Source organism: Streptomyces sp. Y7, assembly GCF_043195415.1.
GTDB lineage: Bacteria > Actinomycetota > Actinomycetes > Streptomycetales > Streptomycetaceae > Streptomyces.
On record NZ_JBIDDQ010000020.1, the window covers coordinates 122,827 to 139,673 of the forward strand.

Below are 16,847 nucleotides of genomic sequence, written 5' to 3' on the forward strand. Positions count from 1 at the left end.
CCGTCGGTACAGGTCCGGGTACGTACACCCCGAAGCCGGGCGCCGCCCCGCTCCCCCGCATGATCGGGGCGCAGGCGGCCCTGGAGACGAGGATGCTGCTGCGCAACGGCGAGCAGCTGCTGCTGACGGTGGTGATCCCCACCCTGCTGCTGGTCCTGTTCAGCTCGGTGGACATCGTCGACACGGGCACCGGCGAGGCCGTCGACTTCCTCGCCCCCGGCATCCTCGCGCTGGCCGTGATGTCGACGGCGTTCACGGGACAGGCCATCGCCACGGGCTTCGAGCGCCGGTACGGCGTGCTGAAGCGGCTGGCCTCCTCGCCTCTGCCGCGCTGGGGCCTGATGACGGCGAAGACGGTGTCGGTGCTGGTCACCGAGGTGCTGCAGATCGTCCTGCTGACGGTGATCGCGTTCGCGCTGGGCTGGTCGCCGCACGGCAACCCGCTGGCCGTCCTGCTCCTGCTGGTCCTCGGCACGGCGGCCTTCTCCGGGCTCGGCCTGCTGATGGCCGGCACGCTCAAGGCCGAGGCCACGCTGGCCGCCGCCAACCTGGTGTTCCTGCTGCTGCTCGTCGGCGGCGGGGTGATCGTGCCGCTGGAGAAGTTCCCGGCCGCCGCCCAGGACGTGCTCGGTCTGCTGCCCATCTCCGCGCTCTCCGACGGGCTGCGGGACGTCCTCCAGCACGGGGCCGGGATGCCGTGGGGCGACCTGGGGATCCTGGCCGTGTGGGCGGTCGTCGGGCTGGCGGCCGCGGGGAAGTTCTTCCGCTGGGAGTAGGGCCACCGAGTCTCGGGCGGACCCTCGTGAAAGCGTGCACAAGCGGCCGCCTACGATAGGGCGCGTGCCAAACGTGACCCGCGCCGACGCCGTAGCGGCCGTGCGCAACCCGCTCGCCTTCATCGCCGCACGCTGGACCCCCACTCCGAGGACGGTCCGACGGGCGGCGCTCGCCGCGCTCGTGATGTCGGTGCTCATCGTGGTCACCGGCGGTGCCGTGCGCCTGACCGGATCCGGGCTCGGCTGCCCGACCTGGCCCAAGTGCACCGACGACTCGCTCACCGCCACCAGTGAGATGGGCCTGCACGGCGCCATCGAGTTCGGCAACCGCATGCTGACGTACGTGCTGTGCGCCGCGGTCGGCTGGGCGATCATCGCCGCGCGGGCCACGAAGCCGTACCGGCGGGACCTGACCCGGCTGGGGTGGGCGCAGTTCTGGATCGTGATGAGCAACGCCGTGCTCGGCGGCATCGTCGTCCTCGTCGGCCTCAACCCGTACACGGTCGCGGCCCACTTCGTGGCGACGTCCGCGCTCATCGCCGTCGCCACGGTGATGTGGCAGCGCACCCGGGAGGGCGACGGCGCGCCGCGCCCCCTGGCGGGCAAGGCGGTCCAGCAGCTGGTGTGGGTGCTGGTCGTGGCCTCGGCGCTGCTGATCCTGGTCGGCACGGTGGTCACCGGCGCGGGTCCGCACGCGGGTGACTCCAGTGAGGTCGAGCGGATGCCGGTCGACTGGGAGAACGTCACCAAGCTGCACGCCGTGCTGGCGTGGATCGTGGTCACCCTGACCTTCGCGCTCTGGTTCGTCCTCAAGGCGGTCGACGCCCCGAAGGGCCCCCTGAACCGCACCCGCGACCTCTTCCTGATCCTGCTCGCGCAGGGCGTCATCGGCTACGTCCAGTACTTCACGGACCTGCCGGAGCTGCTGGTCGGCCTGCACATGCTCGGCTCGGCCCTGGTCTGGATCGCGACCCTGCGGGTGCTGCTCGCCCTGCGGGAGCGGCCGCACGACGAGATCGGCATCCCGGGACCGGCTGCCGAGGCGCCGGTCGGCACGCGCGCGTAGCCGTCGTCACCGCGGCCGCCGAGGCCGCGGACGGCACCCCCGCCCGGCCCGCGCCCTGGGCGTACGGGGACGCTCAGTCCAGCCCGTACACCCGCCTGGCGTTGCCCGCCGCCACCATGCCCGCCACCCGCTGCGCGTCCGCGAGCGACCACGCGTCCTCGGAGACCCAGCCGCCGAGCACCCGGGCGAGAGCCTCGCGGAAGAGCCGGGCGCCCACCACGTGCAGTTCGGGCAGGCCCTGGGCGCCGCTGGAGAAGAGGATCTTGCCGAAGGGGGCGAGTTCCAGGATCTCGGCGAGGATCGTGGCGGCGCGGGCGCCGGTGCGGACGAGGGCGGCGCCGGAGTCGGCGTAGACGTGCGGGAAGACGCCGGCGAGATGGGCGGCGTGGCGGTGGTACGGATAGCCGTGCAGCAGGACCAGGTCGGTGCCCAGGCCCGCCGTGGCTCGGACGAAGTCGGTGAGCAGCACCGGGTCGGTGCGGTCGATGCGCAGGCCCGGCTCGCCCAGCCCCGCGTGCAGTTGGAGCGGCAGCCCCGAGGCGACCGCGATCCACAGCAGGTGCCGCAGCAGCACGGGGTCGCTCAGCTCGCCGCCGACCCTGCGTCCTGCGAGCCAGCGCCCCGCCGCGCCGCGCACCTCCCCCGGCCCCGGCGGTTCGGGGGCGAGCGCGAGACCGTGCCGTACGCCCGCGACCGAGGTGAAGGCCACCGCGTTCACGGCCGCGCCGTGCACCGACTCGGCGAGGTTGGCCAGGAACGACTCGACGGTGCCGGAGGTGTCGGCGACCTGTTCGGCGAGGAGTTCCAGGCGGACGATCTCGTGCGCCCGGGCGGAGGCGGCGGACGCCATCTCGGGCGGGCCGGTGAGGTCGCCCGGCAGTCCGGTGTCGACCAGATAGGTGGTGATGCCGCTGCCCCGCAGCAGACGCCGGCCCGCTTCCAGTACGCCGAGTTCACGACGCCGGGCCAGATAGCGGGCGGGTGGGCAGTGCGGTTCCAGGCCCAGGAGCGGCGGACACCAGCGTCGTACGGCGAAGCCCGTCTGGGTGTCGAAGAGAGTGGTCCCGGGCGCCGGCGGGCCCTCGGTGCGGGCCAGCTGGGCCTCGAAGGTGCCGAGGCCCAGCTCGGTGCGCAGTACGCCGTGGCAGTACTGGTCCACGAGGGACGGCGTGTCGATCATCCGGGCTCCCCGTGGGTGGACCGCGCTTGCTACAGGTCCTAACGGGTGAACCGGTGACTTGGTGTTGCGGAAGAGGCGGGTGACTCCGGAAAAGGGGTTCCTCAGCCGCCGATCTGGATGCCGGCCATCCTCTTCCACTCGTACGGGCCCGTCGTGACCTTGGCCGCGAACTCGCCGTCGAAGGACTCGTGGCGGGTGATCCCGGCCTTCTCGACCGCCTTCTCGGCGATCTCGTACGAGGGCGCCACCAGGTCTCCCCAGCCGCCGTCCTCGCCCACGAGCACGATCCGCGCGCCCCGCTCGCCGATGTAGGCCACCTGGCCCTCGGCGCCGCCGTGGGACTTCGCGAAGGAGCTGATCTGCCTGGCCAGCTTGGCCACCCTGCGCTCGGCCTTCTGGTCAACCTGCTGCGTGTCTGCCATGGCCAGGATGCTACTCACGAGTAGATCAGCTGGCGAGGGCAGGGCACTGTGACGTGCGTCAGCGCAGGAAGGGGTCCACCGCGACCGCGACGAAGAGCAGCGAGACATAGGTGATGGACCAGTGGAACAGGCGCATCTCCTTGAGCTTGCCGCCCGTCACCTCCGCCTTCGCGCGGTTCTGCAGGGCGTGCGCCTCCCACAGCCACCAGCCGCCCGCGACCAGCGCGACCGCGGTGTAGAACCAGCCCGTGTAGCCGAGCGGCGTCAACAGCAGCGACACCGCCACCATCACCCAGCTGTAGATGACGATCTGCTGGGCGACGACCTTGTTCGAGGCGATGACGGGAAGCATGGGGACGCCCACGCGCGCGTAGTCGTCCTTCACCTTCATGGACAGCGGCCAGTAGTGCGGCGGCGTCCAGAAGAAGATCACCAGGAAGAGGATGAGCGGGGCCCAGGACAGCGAGTTCGTGACCGCGGACCAGCCGATCAGGACGGGCATGCAGCCCGCGATGCCGCCCCACACGATGTTCTGCGACGTACGGCGCTTGAGGATCATCGTGTAGACGACGACGTAGAAGAGGAGCGCGCCGAGGGACAGCCAGGCGCTCAGCCAGTTGACGGTCAGGCCGAACAGCAGGGTGGAGACGACCGCGAGGGTGATACCGAAGGCCAGGCACTCGCGCGGGCTGACCAGCCCGGTGACCAGCGGTCGCTGCGACGTGCGGTCCATGAGCGCGTCGATGTCACGGTCGATGTACATGTTCAGCGCGTTGGCGCCGCCCGCGGACAGGTAGCCGCCGACGCAGGTGAGCAGCACCAGACCGAGGTCGGGCACACCCTGCTCGGCCAGGAACATCACCGGAACCGTGGTGATGAGCAGCAGCTCGATGATCCGCGGCTTGGTCAGCGCCACGAACCCCTTGACCCGGGCCCCGATCGGCCGCCGGCTCGGGCTCTGGCTCGTCCCGATAATCCCCGCTGGACGGGATTCAACGGCCGTCACGCACACCCCTGACAGAGACATCCCAGCAAGCCTCCCCGTGTGAAGTCCCGGTAAAGGCTCGCGCGTACCACGCCACTGTAGACGTTGCCCAGACCCGGACATTCGCGGGGGTGGGGTCGTGTTGGAGGGGGCCGTCCGAAGGGCGCGCCGAAGCTCGATTGAGCACCCGGATGAGCGGCTCCGTATTCACTTGCCGAATGCGGAACGTCCCAGTCGGGAGGCACATCCCGACGACTCCCGGCAGTCTGGAATGAGTCGAAAAAACGCACGTACTTCCGGGGGTAGGCTCGACAACGGCCGGCCGACGCCGAGTACGCCGGCAGCCGGTGGGCTGTGTGCCCGTGACACCGGCAACCGACATGTGGAGAGGAGCCCTGACCCAGGGTGAGCACCAAGCCGACCACCACAGACCTCGAGTGGACCGAGCTGGACCAGCGGGCCGTCGACACCGCCCGCGTCCTGGCCGCCGACGCCGTACAGAAGGTCGGAAACGGCCATCCGGGTACGGCGATGAGCCTGGCACCCGCCGCCTACACCCTCTTCCAGAAGGTGATGCGGCACGACCCCGCGGACGCCGAGTGGGTCGGTCGCGACCGCTTCGTGCTGTCCGCGGGCCACTCGTCCCTGACCCTCTACACCCAGCTGTACCTGGCCGGCTTCGGTCTGGAGCTGGACGACCTGAAGGCGTTCCGGACGTGGGGTTCGAAGACCCCGGGCCACCCGGAGTACGGCCACACCACGGGCGTCGAGACGACGACCGGCCCGCTGGGCCAGGGTGTCGCCAACGCGGTCGGCATGGCGATGGCCGCTCGCTACGAGCGCGGTCTGTTCGACCCGGAGGCCGCCGAGGGCACCTCCCCCTTCGACCACTTCATCTACTGCATCGCCGGTGACGGCTGCCTCCAGGAGGGCATCTCCGCCGAGGCGTCCTCGATGGCCGGCCACCAGCAGCTCGGCAACCTGATCCTGCTGTGGGACGACAACCACATCTCGATCGAGGGCGACACCGAGACGGCCGTCTCCGAGGACACCGTCAAGCGGTACGAGGCGTACGGCTGGCACGTCCAGCGCGTCGCCCCGAAGCCGGACGGCGACCTGGACCCGCACGCCCTCTACGACGCGATCGAAGCCGCGAAGCAGGTGACGGACAAGCCGTCGTTCATCGCGATGCGCTCGATCATCGCCTGGCCGGCCCCGAACGCGCAGAACACCGAGGCCGCGCACGGCTCGGCGCTCGGCGACGAGGAGGTGGCGGCCACCAAGCGCGTCCTCGGCTTCGACCCGGAGCAGTCCTTCGAGGTCGCCGACGAGGTCATCGCCCACACCCGGGGTGCCCTGGAGCGCGGCCAGGCGGCCCGTGCCGTGTGGGAGAAGTCCTTCCAGCAGTGGCGGGACAACAACCCCGAGCGCGCCGCCGAGTTCGACCGCATCGCCGCGGGCGAGCTGCCCACCGGCTGGGAGGAGAAGCTCCCGGTCTTCGAGCCCGGCAAGGGCGTCGCCACCCGCGCCGCGTCCGGCAAGGTGCTCCAGGCTCTCGGCGCGGTCGTCCCGGAGCTGTGGGGCGGCTCGGCCGACCTGGCCGGCTCCAACAACACGACGATCGACAAGACGTCGTCCTTCCTGCCGGCGGACAACCCGCTGCCGGAGGCCGACCCGTACGGCCGCACGATCCACTTCGGCATCCGCGAGCACTCCATGGCCGCGGAGATGAACGGCATCACCCTGCACGGCAACACCCGTGTCTACGGCGGTACGTTCCTCGTCTTCTCCGACTACATGCGCAACGCCGTCCGGCTGTCGGCGCTGATGCACCTGCCGGTGACGTACGTCTGGACGCACGACTCCATCGGCCTGGGCGAGGACGGCCCCACGCACCAGCCGGTCGAGCACCTGGCGTCCCTGCGCGCCATCCCCGGTCTCAACGTGGTCCGCCCGGCGGACGCCAACGAGACCGCGATCGCCTGGCGCGAGATCCTCAAGCGCTACACGAAGGAGTTCGGCAAGGGCGCCCCGCACGGGCTCGCACTGACCCGTCAGGGCGTACCGGTGTACGAGGCCAACGAGGACACCGCGCGTGGCGGTTACGTGCTGTTCGAGGCCGAGGGCGGTGAGCCGCAGGTCATCCTGATCGCGACCGGTTCCGAGGTGCACGTGGCCGTCGAGGCGCGCGAGCAGCTGCAGGCCGACGGCGTGCCGACGCGAGTCGTGTCCATGCCCTCGGTGGAGTGGTTCGAGGAGCAGGACCAGGGGTACCGGGACAGCATCCTGCCGCCGGCCGTCAAGGCGCGTGTGGCGGTCGAGGCCGGTATCGGTCTGACCTGGCACAAGTACGTCGGGGACGCGGGCCGCATCGTTTCCCTGGAGCACTTCGGTGCTTCGGCCGACGGCAAGGTCCTTTTCCGGGAGTACGGCTTCACTGCCGAGAACGTGGCGGCCGTCGCGCGGGAATCCCTCGCCGCGGCCCAGCGCTGACGCTCACATACGAGACGTAGGAGTTTGATTTTCCATGACAGACGCACTGAAGCGCCTCTCCGAGGAGGGCGTCGCGATCTGGCTGGACGACCTGTCGCGCCAGCGCATCACGTCCGGCAACCTCGCCGAGCTGATCGACCAGCAGCACGTCGTGGGTGTCACGACCAACCCGTCGATCTTCCAGAAGGCGATCAGCGGGGGTGACGGCTACGAGCAGCAGGTCGCCGACCTCGCCGCCCGCAAGGTCACCGTCGAAGAGGCGATCCGCATGATCACCACGGCGGACGTCCGCGACGCCGCCGACATCCTGCGCCCGGTCTTCGACGCCACCGGCGGCCAGGACGGCCGGGTCTCCATCGAGGTCGACCCGCGGCTCGCGCACCACACCCGCGCGACCGTCGCCGAGGCCAAGCAGCTGGCCTGGCTGGTCGACCGTCCGAACACCCTGATCAAGATCCCGGCCACCAAGGCGGGCCTCCCGGCGATCACCGAGGTCATCGGCCTCGGCATCAGCGTCAATGTCACGCTGATCTTCTCGCTGGAGCGCTACCGCGAGGTCATGGACGCCTACCTGGCCGGTCTGGAGAAGGCCAAGGAGCGCGGCCTCGACCTGTCGCTCATCCGTTCGGTGGCGTCCTTCTTCGTGTCCCGGGTGGACACCGAGATCGACAAGCGGCTGGACGCGCTCGGCACCGACGAGGCCAAGGCCGCGCGCGGCAAGGCCGCCGTCGCCAACGCCCGGCTCGCCTACCAGGCGTACGAGGAGGTCTTCTCCTCGGACCGCTGGAGCGCGCTGGAGAACGCGGGCGCCAACAAGCAGCGTCCGCTGTGGGCGTCGACCGGCGTGAAGGACCCGGCCTACAAGCCGACCCTCTACGTCGACGACCTGGTCGCCCCGAACACGGTCAACACCATGCCCGAGGCCACCCTGCAGGCCACGGAGGAGAAGGGCGAGATCACCGGCAACACCGTCGCCGGCACCTACGAGCAGGCCCGTGCGGACCTGGACGCCGTCGAGCGTCTCGGCATCTCGTACGACGACGTGGTGCAGCTGCTGGAGGACGAGGGCGTCGAGAAGTTCGAGGCGTCCTGGAACGACCTGCTCAAGTCGACCGAGGCGGAGCTGGAGCGCCTCGCCCCCTCGGAGGGCTGATCCCTTTGCCACCCTTTACCGTCACTGAAGCGAACCCGCTTCGTGACGCCGCCGACCGACGGCTCCCGCGTATCGCGGGGCCGTCGGGCCTGGTGATCTTCGGCGTTACGGGCGATTTGTCACGGAAAAAGCTCATGCCTGCCGTGTACGACCTCGCCAACCGGGGTCTGCTGCCGCCAGGCTTCTCGCTGGTCGGTTTTGCCCGCCGCGAGTGGGCGAACGAGGACTTCGCGCAGGAGGTCCACGACGCGGTCAAGGCACACGCCCGCACGCCCTTCCGCGAGGAGGTCTGGCAGCAGCTCATCCAGGGGATGCGCTTCGTGCAGGGCACCTTCGACGACGACGAGGCCTTCGAGCGGCTGCGCGGCACCATCGAGGAGCTGGACAAGGCACAGGGCACGGGCGGCAACTTCGCCTTCTACCTCTCGGTGCCGCCGCGCTCCTTCCCGGTGGTCATCCAGCAGCTGAAGAAGCACGGCCTCGCCGACCAGTCGTCCGGCTCCTGGCGCCGTGCGGTCATCGAGAAGCCGTTCGGACACGACCTGGCCTCCGCCGAGGAGCTCAACAAGGTCGTGCACGAGGTCTTCGCCCCGGACCAGGTCTTCCGCATCGACCACTACCTGGGCAAGGAGACCGTCCAGAACATCCTGGCGCTCAGGTTCGCCAACACGATGTTCGAGCCGATCTGGAACCGGTCCTTCGTGGACCATGTACAGATCACCATGGCCGAGGACATCGGCATCGGCGGCCGGGCCGGGTACTACGACGGCATCGGCGCCGCCCGTGACGTCATCCAGAACCACCTGCTGCAGCTGATGGCCCTGACGGCCATGGAGGAGCCCGCCTCCTTCGACGCGGACGCGCTGGCCGCGGAGAAGACCAAGGTGCTCGGCGCCGTACGGCTGCCGAAGGACCTGGGCCGCGACACGGTGTTCGGGCAGTACGCGGCCGGCTGGCAGGGCGGCGAGAAGGCGGTCGGCTACCTCCAGGAGGAGGGCATCGACCCCAAGTCGAAGACCGACACCTACGCCGCGGTCAAGCTGTCGATCGACAACCGCCGCTGGGCGGGTGTCCCCTTCTATCTGCGCACCGGCAAGCGGCTCGGCCGGCGCGTCACCGAGATCGCGGTCGTCTTCCAGCGGGCGCCGCACTCCCCGTTCGACACGACGGCCACCGAGGAGCTGGGCCAGAACGCGATCGTGATCCGCGTCCAGCCCGACGAGGGCGTCACGGTCCGCTTCGGCTCCAAGGTGCCCGGCACCTCGATGGAGATCCGGGACGTGTCGATGGACTTCGCCTACGGCGAGTCCTTCACGGAGTCCTCGCCCGAGGCGTACGAGCGACTGATCCTCGACGTCCTGCTCGGTGACTCCAACCTCTTCCCGCGCACCGAGGAGGTCGAGCTGTCCTGGAAGATCCTCGACCCGATCGAGCAGTACTGGGACACGCACGGCAAGCCCGCCCAGTACCCGTCCGGTACCTGGGGGCCCGTCGAGGCGGACGAAATGCTCGCACGAGAGGGACGGAGCTGGCGCCGGCCATGAAGATAGACCTCACGGACACCACGGCCAGCAAGATCAACAAGGCGCTGGTGCAGGGGCGGCGGGCCATCGGCACGCCGGCCGTCGGCATGGTGCTCACGCTGGTCATCGTCACGGACGAGGAGAACGCGTACGACGCGCTCAAGGCCGCCAGCGACGCCTCGCGCGAGCACCCCTCGCGCACGCTGGTGGTCATCAAGCGGGTCTCGCGTTCGCCCCGGGACCGCACGACGTCCCGGCTGGACGCCGAAGTACGGGTGGGCGCGGACGCGGGCACCGGTGAGACGGTGGTGCTGCGGCTGTACGGCGAGGTGTCCGAGCACGCCCAGTCCGTCGTCCTCCCGCTGCTGCTGCCGGACGCCCCGGTGGTGGTCTGGTGGCCGGTGAACGCGCCGCTCGACCCGGCCAACGACCCGCTGGGGGCGCTGGCCCAGCGCCGGGTGACCGACACCTATGCCTCGGAGCAGCCGGTGCGGGAGCTGTCGTCCCGCGCCGACGCCTACACGCCGGGCGACACCGACCTGTCCTGGACCCGGATCACGCCGTGGCGTTCGATGCTCGCGGCCGCTCTGGACCAGGTGGTCTGCGAGGTGAAGACCGTCGAGGTGGAGGGCGAGGAGTTCAACCCGAGCTGTGAGCTGCTGGCGATGTGGCTCGCGGACCGGCTGGACGTCCCCGTGAAGCGGTCGCTGTCGTCGGGCCCCGGTCTGACGGCGGTGCGCATGGACACCGACTGCGGCGCGATCACGCTCGACCGGGCGGACGGCTCCCTGGCCACCCTCTCCATCCAGGGCCAGCCGGACCGCGCGGTGGCGCTGAAGCGGCGCGAGACGGCCGAGCTGATCGCGGAGGAGCTGCGCCGGCTCGACCCGGACGACACCTACGCGTCGGCGCTGCGGTTCGGCGTGGACCGGCTGAGCTCCGGGCCGGCCGTCTCGGTCAAGGGCGCGGAGGCGGCCGTGGCCAAGGCGGAGCAGGCCGTGGCACTGGCCCAGGCCGCGGTGGCCCGGGCCGGGGAGCCGGCGGCGGAGCAGGCGCAGGCCGAGGGGGTGTCACCGGCCAAAGGAGAACCGGCAGGAGCACCCGCCCAGGCAGCTGCGCAAGCATCCGGGAAAGAAACGCCGGCGCAGGAAATGACGGCGCAGGACGCGAAGAAGGCGGCGGCGAAGTGAGTACTCCGCAGCTCGTCGTGCACCACGACAAGGAGCTGATGGCCCAGGCCGCGGCGGCCCGCCTGATCACGAAGATCGTGGACGCGCAGGCCTCCCGGGGCTCGGCGTCCGTGGTCCTCACCGGCGGTCGCAACGGCAACGGTCTGCTGGCCGCGCTGGCCGCCGCGCCGGCGCGGGACGCGATCGACTGGGGCCGTCTCGACCTGTGGTGGGGCGACGAGCGGTTCCTGCCCGAGGGCGACCCCGACCGCAATGTCACGCAGGCCCGCGAGGCCCTGCTGGACGCGGTGCCGCTGGATCCGAAGCGGGTGCACGCCATGCCTGCCTCGGACGGCCCGTTCGGCTCGGACGTGGAGGCCGCGGCCTCGGCGTACGCGGAGGAACTGGCCCGGGCGGCCGGCCCGGAGAACCACGGGGCGGTCCCCACGTTCGACGTCCTGATGCTGGGCGTGGGCCCGGACACCCACGTCGCCTCCCTGTTCCCGGAACTGCCCGCGGTACGGGAGACCCAGCGCACGGTCGTCGGGGTGCACGGCGCGCCGAAGCCCCCGCCGACCCGGGTCACCCTGACGCTCCCCGCGATCCGGGCGGCGCGTGAGGTGTGGCTGCTGGCGGCGGGCGAGGACAAGGCCCAGGCCGCGGCGATCGCGCTGTCGGGCGCGGGCGAGATCCAGGCCCCGGCGGCGGGCGCGCGCGGCCGGGCCAGGACCCTGTGGCTCCTGGACGCGGCGGCGGCGTCACAGCTGCCGCGGTCGCTGTATCCACCGGCGTCCGCGTAGACGCCTCTTCGGGCCCCCGCTTCGTCAGGAGGCGGGGGCCCGAACGCGTGGGCTACTTCACCGACCCCGCCATCACGCCCTGCACGAAGTGCCGCTGGAAGGCGAAGAACACCACGACGGGCACCACCAGGGACACGAACGCGCCGGGCGCGAGCACGTCGATGTTGCTGCCGAACTGCCGTATCTGGGACTGGAGTTCCACGGTCAGCGGCTGTGCGGAGCTGTCGGCGAAGAGCAGGGCCACCAGCATGTCGTTCCACACCCACAGGAACTGGAAGATGGCCAGCGAGGCGATCGCCGGGCGTCCGACGGGCAGCACCAGGCGGGTGAAGATCCGCCACTCGCTGCCGCCGTCCATCCGCGCGGCCTCCAGCATCTCCTTCGGCATCTCGGCGAAGTAGTTCCGCAGCAGGAACACCGCGAACGGCAGTCCGTAGGCCACGTGGAAGAGGACGACGCCGGGAATCGTGCCGAACAGCCCCAGCTGGCCGAAGAGTTTGGCGACCGGGAGCAGTCCGATCTGCACGGGCACCACGAGCAGCGCCACCACGACCAGGAAGAGCGCCTCGCGGCCGGGGAAGTCCAGCCAGGCGAAGGCGTATCCGGCGAGGGCCGCGAGGACGACCACGAGCAGGGTCGCCGGCACCGAGATCAGCACGGTGTTCCAGAACGCCTGGCTGATCCCGGCGTTGCCCAGCAGCGCCGAGTAGTTGTCGAAGGACAGCTGGCCGGGGCTGGTGAACACCGTCCACCAGCCGCCGCTCGCCGTCTCCTCGGCGGACCGCAGGGAGGACAGGAACAACCCGGCCAGCGGCGTCAGCCACACCAGCCCGATCACCACGAGGAACGCCTGGACCAGTGAGTTGCCCAGGCCCCGCCTGACCGCGTTCATCGCTGACTCCTTCGGAAGCGGCGGACGTTGAAGACCATCGCCGGGACGACCAGCAGCAGAAGCAGGACGCCCAGTGCGCTGCCCAGGCCCTGGTTGTTGCCGCCGCCGAACGACACCAGCCACATCTGGGTCGCGAGCACGGTCGCGTCCTCCTGCACCGGACCGGGCGCGATGATGTAGACGAGGTCGAACACCTTCATCACGTTGATGACGAGGGTGACGAAGACGACCGTGAGGACCGGGGCCAGCAGCGGCACCGTGATCCGACGGAAGATCTGCCACTCGTTCGCGCCGTCCATCCGCGCCGCCTCCAGCGCGTCCCGGGGCAGCGTCGACAGGCCCGCGCCGATGAGGACCATCGCGAAACCGGTCCAGATCCACAGGTAGGCCCCGATGATCGCCGGCGTGACGAGCGTGGGTCCGAGCCAGGAGATGCCCTCGTACGGGGCGGCGAAGTTCGACGCCGGCAGCTTCACCGTGTACGAGCCGTCGTCCAGCCCCTCGAAGCGGAAGGAGCCGTCGGAGGCGGTGGTCGCGGTGGCGACGGTCTTCCCTGCGCGCGACGCCTCGACCGTCATCTCCGGGAGCCCGTTCTCGCGCCGGTCGACCTTGCCCTGCTCGCCTCCCCCGCCGGGCGTGAAGTCGAGGTACACGACACCGCGCAGCTCACCGGGTCCCGCCTGCTGCCCCGCCGCCGTGAACGCCGGTTCGGTGCCGCCGGGCAGGTCGTCGGGGAGGACACCGACCAGGCCGAGGGCGAGTGCGTCACCCGGGGACACGCTCGTGCTGGTGCGGTACGAGCCGTCCGGGTCCTTCGTCAGTCCCTGCCCGTCGCGCGCCCGGGCCGTCGGATAGGTCGACGTGCCCTGGAAGGCGTCGTGCACGGAGACGGCGGCGGCGTTCAGCACGCCCTTGTCGGGGTCCTCGTCGTAGGTGAGGCGGAAGATGATGCCGGCCGCGAGGAAGGACACGGCCATCGGCATGAACAGCAGCAGCTTGAACGCGGTCGCCCAGCGGACCTTCTCCACCAGCACGGCCAGGATCAGACCGAGTCCGGTGAGCAGGGCCGGGGCCACCACGACCCAGATCGTGGTGTTGCGGATGGCCTTGAGGGTGGCCGGGTCGCGGAACATCTCCGTGTAGTTCTCGCCGCCGACGAAGCGGGTGCCGGAGGCGTCGAAGAAGCTGCGCCCGACGGAGAACAGCACGGGGTAGACGACCAGCGCGCCCAGCAGGAGCAGCGCGGGGAAGACGAAGAGGAGGGCGACGATCCGTGCGCGCCGCCGCGAACGCCGGGCACGTTCCCTGCCCGGGCTCGCGGCGGCCCCCCGGCTCGCCTCCTTGACGAGAGTGGCGGTCATGTCGGGTCAGCCCTGGCCCTGGTACGCCTTGGCCGCCGCGGCTTCCAGCTTCGCCGCGGTCCCCTTCGGGTCGGACGGGTCGCGCAGGAAGTCCTGCAGCAGCTTCCACTCGCCCGCGCCCTTGGTGCCGCCGAACGCCGCCGGCGCCTGGTCGGACATGTCGAAGCGGACCGAGTCGCCCGCGGAGACGAGGGACTTGGCGGTCGCGCGGGTGACGTCGTCGCCGTACGAGGCGAGGTCGACGTTCTTGTTCGGGGAGAGGAAGCCGCCGGCCTCCGCCCACACCGCCGCGGCCTCCGGCGTCGCCAGGTACTCCAGGAGTGCCATCCCGGCCTTCTGGTTCTTGCCGTCCTTCAGGACGACGGCCGCGTCACCGCCGCTGACCACGGGGGCCTTGCCGCCGCCGACGGCCGGGAAGGGGAAGAAGTTCGCGTCCTCGCCGATCTTCTTGCCGAACTGGTCCTTGGCGACGCCCGCGACGAAGTCGCCCTCGTAGACCATGCCCGCCTCGGGCTTCGGCCCGAACACCTTCTCCACCGAGCCCGGGAAGTCGGTGTTGAGGGCGCCCTTCTGGCCGCCCGCTATCAGCTGCTTGTCCTTGAACAGCTTGCCGAGGGTGGTGAGCGCCTCGACCACGGACGCGTCGGTCCACTTCAGCTCGTGCGCGGCGAGCGCGTCGTACTTCTCCGGTCCGGCCTGGGAGAGGTAGACGTTCTCGAACCAGTCGGTGAGGGTCCAGCCGTCCTGTCCGGCGACCGAGAAGGCGGCCAGGCCGGAGTCGGAGACGGTCCCGCCGGCCTTCAGCATCTCGTCGTACGTCTTCGGCGCCTCGACGCCGGCCTGCGCCAGGGCGTCGGGGCTGTACCAGACGGTCGACTTGTGGGCTGCCTTGAAGTAGAGGCCGTAGAGGGTGTCGTCGACGCTGCCGTAGGTCTTCCACACGGGCGCGAAGTTGGTGTCGACGGACTTCTGGGCGGCGGGCGACAGCGGCTTGAGCCAGCCGTTCTGCGCGAACTGCTTCAGGACGCCGACCTGCGGGACCATCACCACGTCGGGGGCGTTGCCGCCCTCGATCTTGCTGCCGACGACGGTGGAGACGTTGTCGCCGGTGGAGGTGAACTGGGTCTTGGCGCCGGTCTTCTCGGTGAAGGCGTCCAGCACCTTCTGGAAGTTCTTCTGCTCGCTGCCGGACCAGACACCGGCCACGGTGACCGTCTGGCCGTCGAGCGCCTTGTCGCCGCCGCCGGCGGAGACGGGCCCGCCGCCGCAGGCGGTCGCGCCGAGTGCCAGGACGAGTGCGGTGCAGCCGGTGAGCAGGGTGGTACGTCGTCGCATCATCGTTGATGTCCCTTCGGGGATGGGGAGTTGACGGAGGTCGGGAAAGTCAGCGGTCGCTGGTCCACCAGGCGGCGGTGGAGCCGGGCAGCACCCCGGCCGGGCAGGGACCGCTGGACAGCAGGGGGGTGCCGGAGACGGGCGCGGGGGTGGGCGCCGTGCCGAAGTTGACGGCGCAGACCACGCCGTCACCGCGTTCGAAGGCCAGCACCCCGGGCGGGCTGTCCAGCCAGCGCAGCGAACCCTCGCCCAACTGCGGGAGCCCGGCGCGCAGTTGGAGGCCGTCGCGGTACAGGTGCCAGAAGGAGCGGGTGTCGGCGAGGGCGCGGTCGGTGGCGTACTCGGCGAAGTACTCCGGCTGCGGCAGCCACGGCTTGGCGCCCTCGGCGCCGGAGGTGAAGCCGAACGGCGAGGCCTGCCCCGACCACGGCAGCGGCACCCGGCAGCCGTCGCGGATCCGCGCCCGGCTTCCAGTGCGGCGGAAGATCGGGTCGGTGAGCACGTCGTCGGGCAGGTCGACGACCTCGGGCAGCCCCAGTTCCTCGCCCTGGTAGATGTACGCGGCTCCGGGCAGCGCCAGCATCAGCAGCGCGGCGGCGCGGGCGCGGGCGGCGCCGAGGCCGCTGCCCTCGGTGGCGGGTTCGCCGTAGCGGGTGACGGTGCGGACCTGGTCGTGGTTGTTGAGGACCCAGGTGACCGTGGAGCCCGTGCCGGCGATGTCTTGCATAGCCTCGGAGATGACCTTGCGGAAGGCGTCGGCCTCCCAGGGGGCGCTGAGCAGGTCGAAGAAGAACGCCTGGTGGAGCTCGTCGGAGCGGACGTACAGGGCGTGCTCGCGGGCCGTCGGCACGGAGACCTCGCCGACGAGGAGGCGCTCGCGGCCGTCGCGGGCGGTGTACTCCTCGCATATGGAGCGCCACTGGCGCCACACCGCGTGCACCTCGGGCTGGTTCCAGGCGAGCGGGTTGACCGAGTCGCGGGTGCGGGCGTCGGCCTCCGGGTCGTCGGAGTCGGGCAGTTCCGGGTGCTTGTACAGGCCGGCGGCGACGTCGATGCGGAAGCCGTCGACGCCCCGGTCGAGCCAGAACCGCAGGACCCGGTCGAACTCGGCGCCGACCTCCGGGTTGCGCCAGTTCCAGTCGGGCTGCTCGGGCGTGAACATGTGCAGGTACCACTGGCCGGCCTGTCCGTCCGCCTCGGTCACCCGGCTCCAGGCCGGGCCGCCGAACATCGCGTGCCAGTTGTTGGGCGGCTCACCGCCGTCGGCGCCCCGGCCGTCGGCGAAGTGGAAGCGGGCACGGGCCGCGCTTGCGGGCTCGGCGGTCAGCGCCTCCTCGAACCAACGGTGCTCGCTGGAGCAGTGGTTGGGGACGATGTCGAGCAGCACCTTGATCCCGAGCCGCCGGGCCGCGGCGACCAGCAGGTCGAACTCGGCGAGGTCGCCGAAGAGCGGGTCGACGTCGCAGTAGTCGGCCACGTCGTAGCCGTGGTCGGCTTGCGGGGAGGGATAGAAGGGGCTCAGCCAGATCCCGTCGACCCCGAGCTTCTTGAGGTACGGCAGCCCCGCCCGGACCCCCGCGAGGTCGCCGACACCGTCGCCGGTGCTGTCGAGGAAGCTGCGGACGTAGACCTGGTAGATCACCGCGTCACGCCACCAGTGGTACTTACTCAGCATGCATGCATGTTAAGTAT

14 protein-coding genes are annotated in these 16,847 nt (G+C 70.7%); 7 read left to right on the forward strand and 7 right to left on the reverse strand.

The genetic code is table 11. The annotated features are described in order from the left end of the window. Positions 1-59: 59 nt before the first annotated feature. Together ACGFW6_RS34110 and ACGFW6_RS34115 are read left to right on the forward strand one after the other, a co-directional pair. Positions 60-776 (forward strand): ABC transporter permease, encoded by a 717-nt coding sequence (locus ACGFW6_RS34110; protein WP_393518853.1) that lies wholly within the window; start codon positions 60-62, stop codon positions 774-776. A 73-nt stretch (positions 777-849) separates the two neighbouring features. After that, positions 850-1,842: a heme A synthase gene (locus tag ACGFW6_RS34115; RefSeq protein WP_393518856.1), complete on the forward strand. Its 993-nt coding sequence runs from the start codon at positions 850-852 to the stop codon at positions 1,840-1,842. A gap of 73 nt (positions 1,843-1,915) precedes the next feature. Here ACGFW6_RS34115 and ACGFW6_RS34120 read toward each other — a convergent pair whose 3' ends face one another. From ACGFW6_RS34120 to ACGFW6_RS34130, 3 genes are all read right to left on the reverse strand, one after another. After that, on the reverse strand, positions 1,916-3,022 hold the full coding sequence (locus tag ACGFW6_RS34120) for an amidohydrolase family protein (RefSeq protein WP_393518775.1): 1,107 nt from the start codon (positions 3,020-3,022) through the stop codon (positions 1,916-1,918). 101 nt (positions 3,023-3,123) lie between these two features. After that, positions 3,124-3,444 carry a hypothetical protein gene (locus tag ACGFW6_RS34125; protein WP_393518778.1) on the reverse strand — a complete coding sequence of 107 codons (321 nt, stop codon included), beginning with the start codon at positions 3,442-3,444 and terminating at the stop codon, positions 3,124-3,126. 58 nt (positions 3,445-3,502) lie between these two features. Next, positions 3,503-4,456 carry a heme o synthase gene (locus ACGFW6_RS34130; RefSeq protein WP_393518859.1) on the reverse strand — a complete coding sequence of 318 codons (954 nt, stop codon included), beginning with the start codon at positions 4,454-4,456 and terminating at the stop codon, positions 3,503-3,505. Between the two features lie 378 nt (positions 4,457-4,834). Here ACGFW6_RS34130 and tkt point away from each other — a divergent pair, with 378 nt between their 5' ends. From tkt to pgl, 5 genes are read left to right on the forward strand one after another with little or no spacing between them, the layout of a single operon-like run. Further along, positions 4,835-6,922: a transketolase gene (tkt, locus tag ACGFW6_RS34135; RefSeq protein ID WP_393518781.1), complete on the forward strand. Its 2,088-nt coding sequence runs from the start codon at positions 4,835-4,837 to the stop codon at positions 6,920-6,922. A 34-nt stretch (positions 6,923-6,956) separates the two neighbouring features. After that, complete coding sequence (tal, locus tag ACGFW6_RS34140; RefSeq protein WP_393518784.1) at positions 6,957-8,075, forward strand: transaldolase; 1,119 nt, start codon at positions 6,957-6,959, stop codon at positions 8,073-8,075. Positions 8,076-8,080: 5 nt separating this feature from the next. Further along, positions 8,081-9,619 (forward strand): glucose-6-phosphate dehydrogenase, encoded by a 1,539-nt coding sequence (zwf, locus tag ACGFW6_RS34145; RefSeq protein ID WP_393518787.1) that lies wholly within the window; start codon positions 8,081-8,083, stop codon positions 9,617-9,619. After that, complete coding sequence (gene opcA, locus ACGFW6_RS34150; protein ID WP_393518790.1) at positions 9,616-10,788, forward strand: glucose-6-phosphate dehydrogenase assembly protein OpcA; 1,173 nt, start codon at positions 9,616-9,618, stop codon at positions 10,786-10,788. The genes zwf and opcA overlap by 4 nt, the downstream gene beginning before the upstream one ends. After that, a complete protein-coding gene (gene pgl, locus ACGFW6_RS34155; protein ID WP_393518793.1) occupies positions 10,785-11,567 on the forward strand; it encodes a 6-phosphogluconolactonase in 783 nt (260 codons plus the stop codon). Before opcA ends, pgl begins: the two co-directional genes overlap by 4 nt. A gap of 52 nt (positions 11,568-11,619) precedes the next feature. On the opposite strand, the gene ACGFW6_RS34160 is transcribed toward pgl, so the two are convergent. The 4 genes from ACGFW6_RS34160 to ACGFW6_RS34175 are packed head-to-tail and all read right to left on the reverse strand — an operon-like array spanning position 11,620 to position 16,830. Beyond that, positions 11,620-12,459 (reverse strand): carbohydrate ABC transporter permease, encoded by an 840-nt coding sequence (locus ACGFW6_RS34160; protein ID WP_393518795.1) that lies wholly within the window; start codon positions 12,457-12,459, stop codon positions 11,620-11,622. Then, positions 12,456-13,820 carry an ABC transporter permease subunit gene (locus ACGFW6_RS34165; protein WP_393518797.1) on the reverse strand — a complete coding sequence of 455 codons (1,365 nt, stop codon included), beginning with the start codon at positions 13,818-13,820 and terminating at the stop codon, positions 12,456-12,458. Before ACGFW6_RS34165 ends, ACGFW6_RS34160 begins: the two co-directional genes overlap by 4 nt. A 6-nt stretch (positions 13,821-13,826) precedes the next feature. After that, the gene (locus ACGFW6_RS34170) at positions 13,827-15,158 is read right to left on the reverse strand and encodes an ABC transporter substrate-binding protein (protein ID WP_393518800.1); all 1,332 of its coding nucleotides are present in this window, start codon (positions 15,156-15,158) and stop codon (positions 13,827-13,829) included. Positions 15,159-15,204: 46 nt separating this feature from the next. Next, positions 15,205-16,830 (reverse strand): glycoside hydrolase family 13 protein, encoded by a 1,626-nt coding sequence (locus ACGFW6_RS34175; protein ID WP_393518802.1) that lies wholly within the window; start codon positions 16,828-16,830, stop codon positions 15,205-15,207. Between the last annotated feature and the right edge of the window lie 17 nt (positions 16,831-16,847).

Coding starts and splice junctions, on each gene's coding strand:
- ACGFW6_RS34110 (WP_393518853.1), top strand. CDS start 60: ATGATCGGGGCGCAGGCGGCCCTGGAGACGAGGATGCTGCTGCGCAAC.
- ACGFW6_RS34120 (WP_393518775.1), bottom strand. CDS start 3,022: ATGATCGACACGCCGTCCCTCGTGGACCAGTACTGCCACGGCGTACTG.
- ACGFW6_RS34125 (WP_393518778.1), bottom strand. CDS start 3,444: ATGGCAGACACGCAGCAGGTTGACCAGAAGGCCGAGCGCAGGGTGGCC.
- tal (WP_393518784.1), top strand. CDS start 6,957: ATGACAGACGCACTGAAGCGCCTCTCCGAGGAGGGCGTCGCGATCTGG.
- opcA (WP_393518790.1), top strand. CDS start 9,616: ATGAAGATAGACCTCACGGACACCACGGCCAGCAAGATCAACAAGGCG.
- ACGFW6_RS34160 (WP_393518795.1), bottom strand. CDS start 12,459: ATGAACGCGGTCAGGCGGGGCCTGGGCAACTCACTGGTCCAGGCGTTC.
- ACGFW6_RS34165 (WP_393518797.1), bottom strand. CDS start 13,820: ATGACCGCCACTCTCGTCAAGGAGGCGAGCCGGGGGGCCGCCGCGAGC.
- ACGFW6_RS34170 (WP_393518800.1), bottom strand. CDS start 15,158: ATGATGCGACGACGTACCACCCTGCTCACCGGCTGCACCGCACTCGTC.
- ACGFW6_RS34175 (WP_393518802.1), bottom strand. CDS start 16,830: ATGCTGAGTAAGTACCACTGGTGGCGTGACGCGGTGATCTACCAGGTC.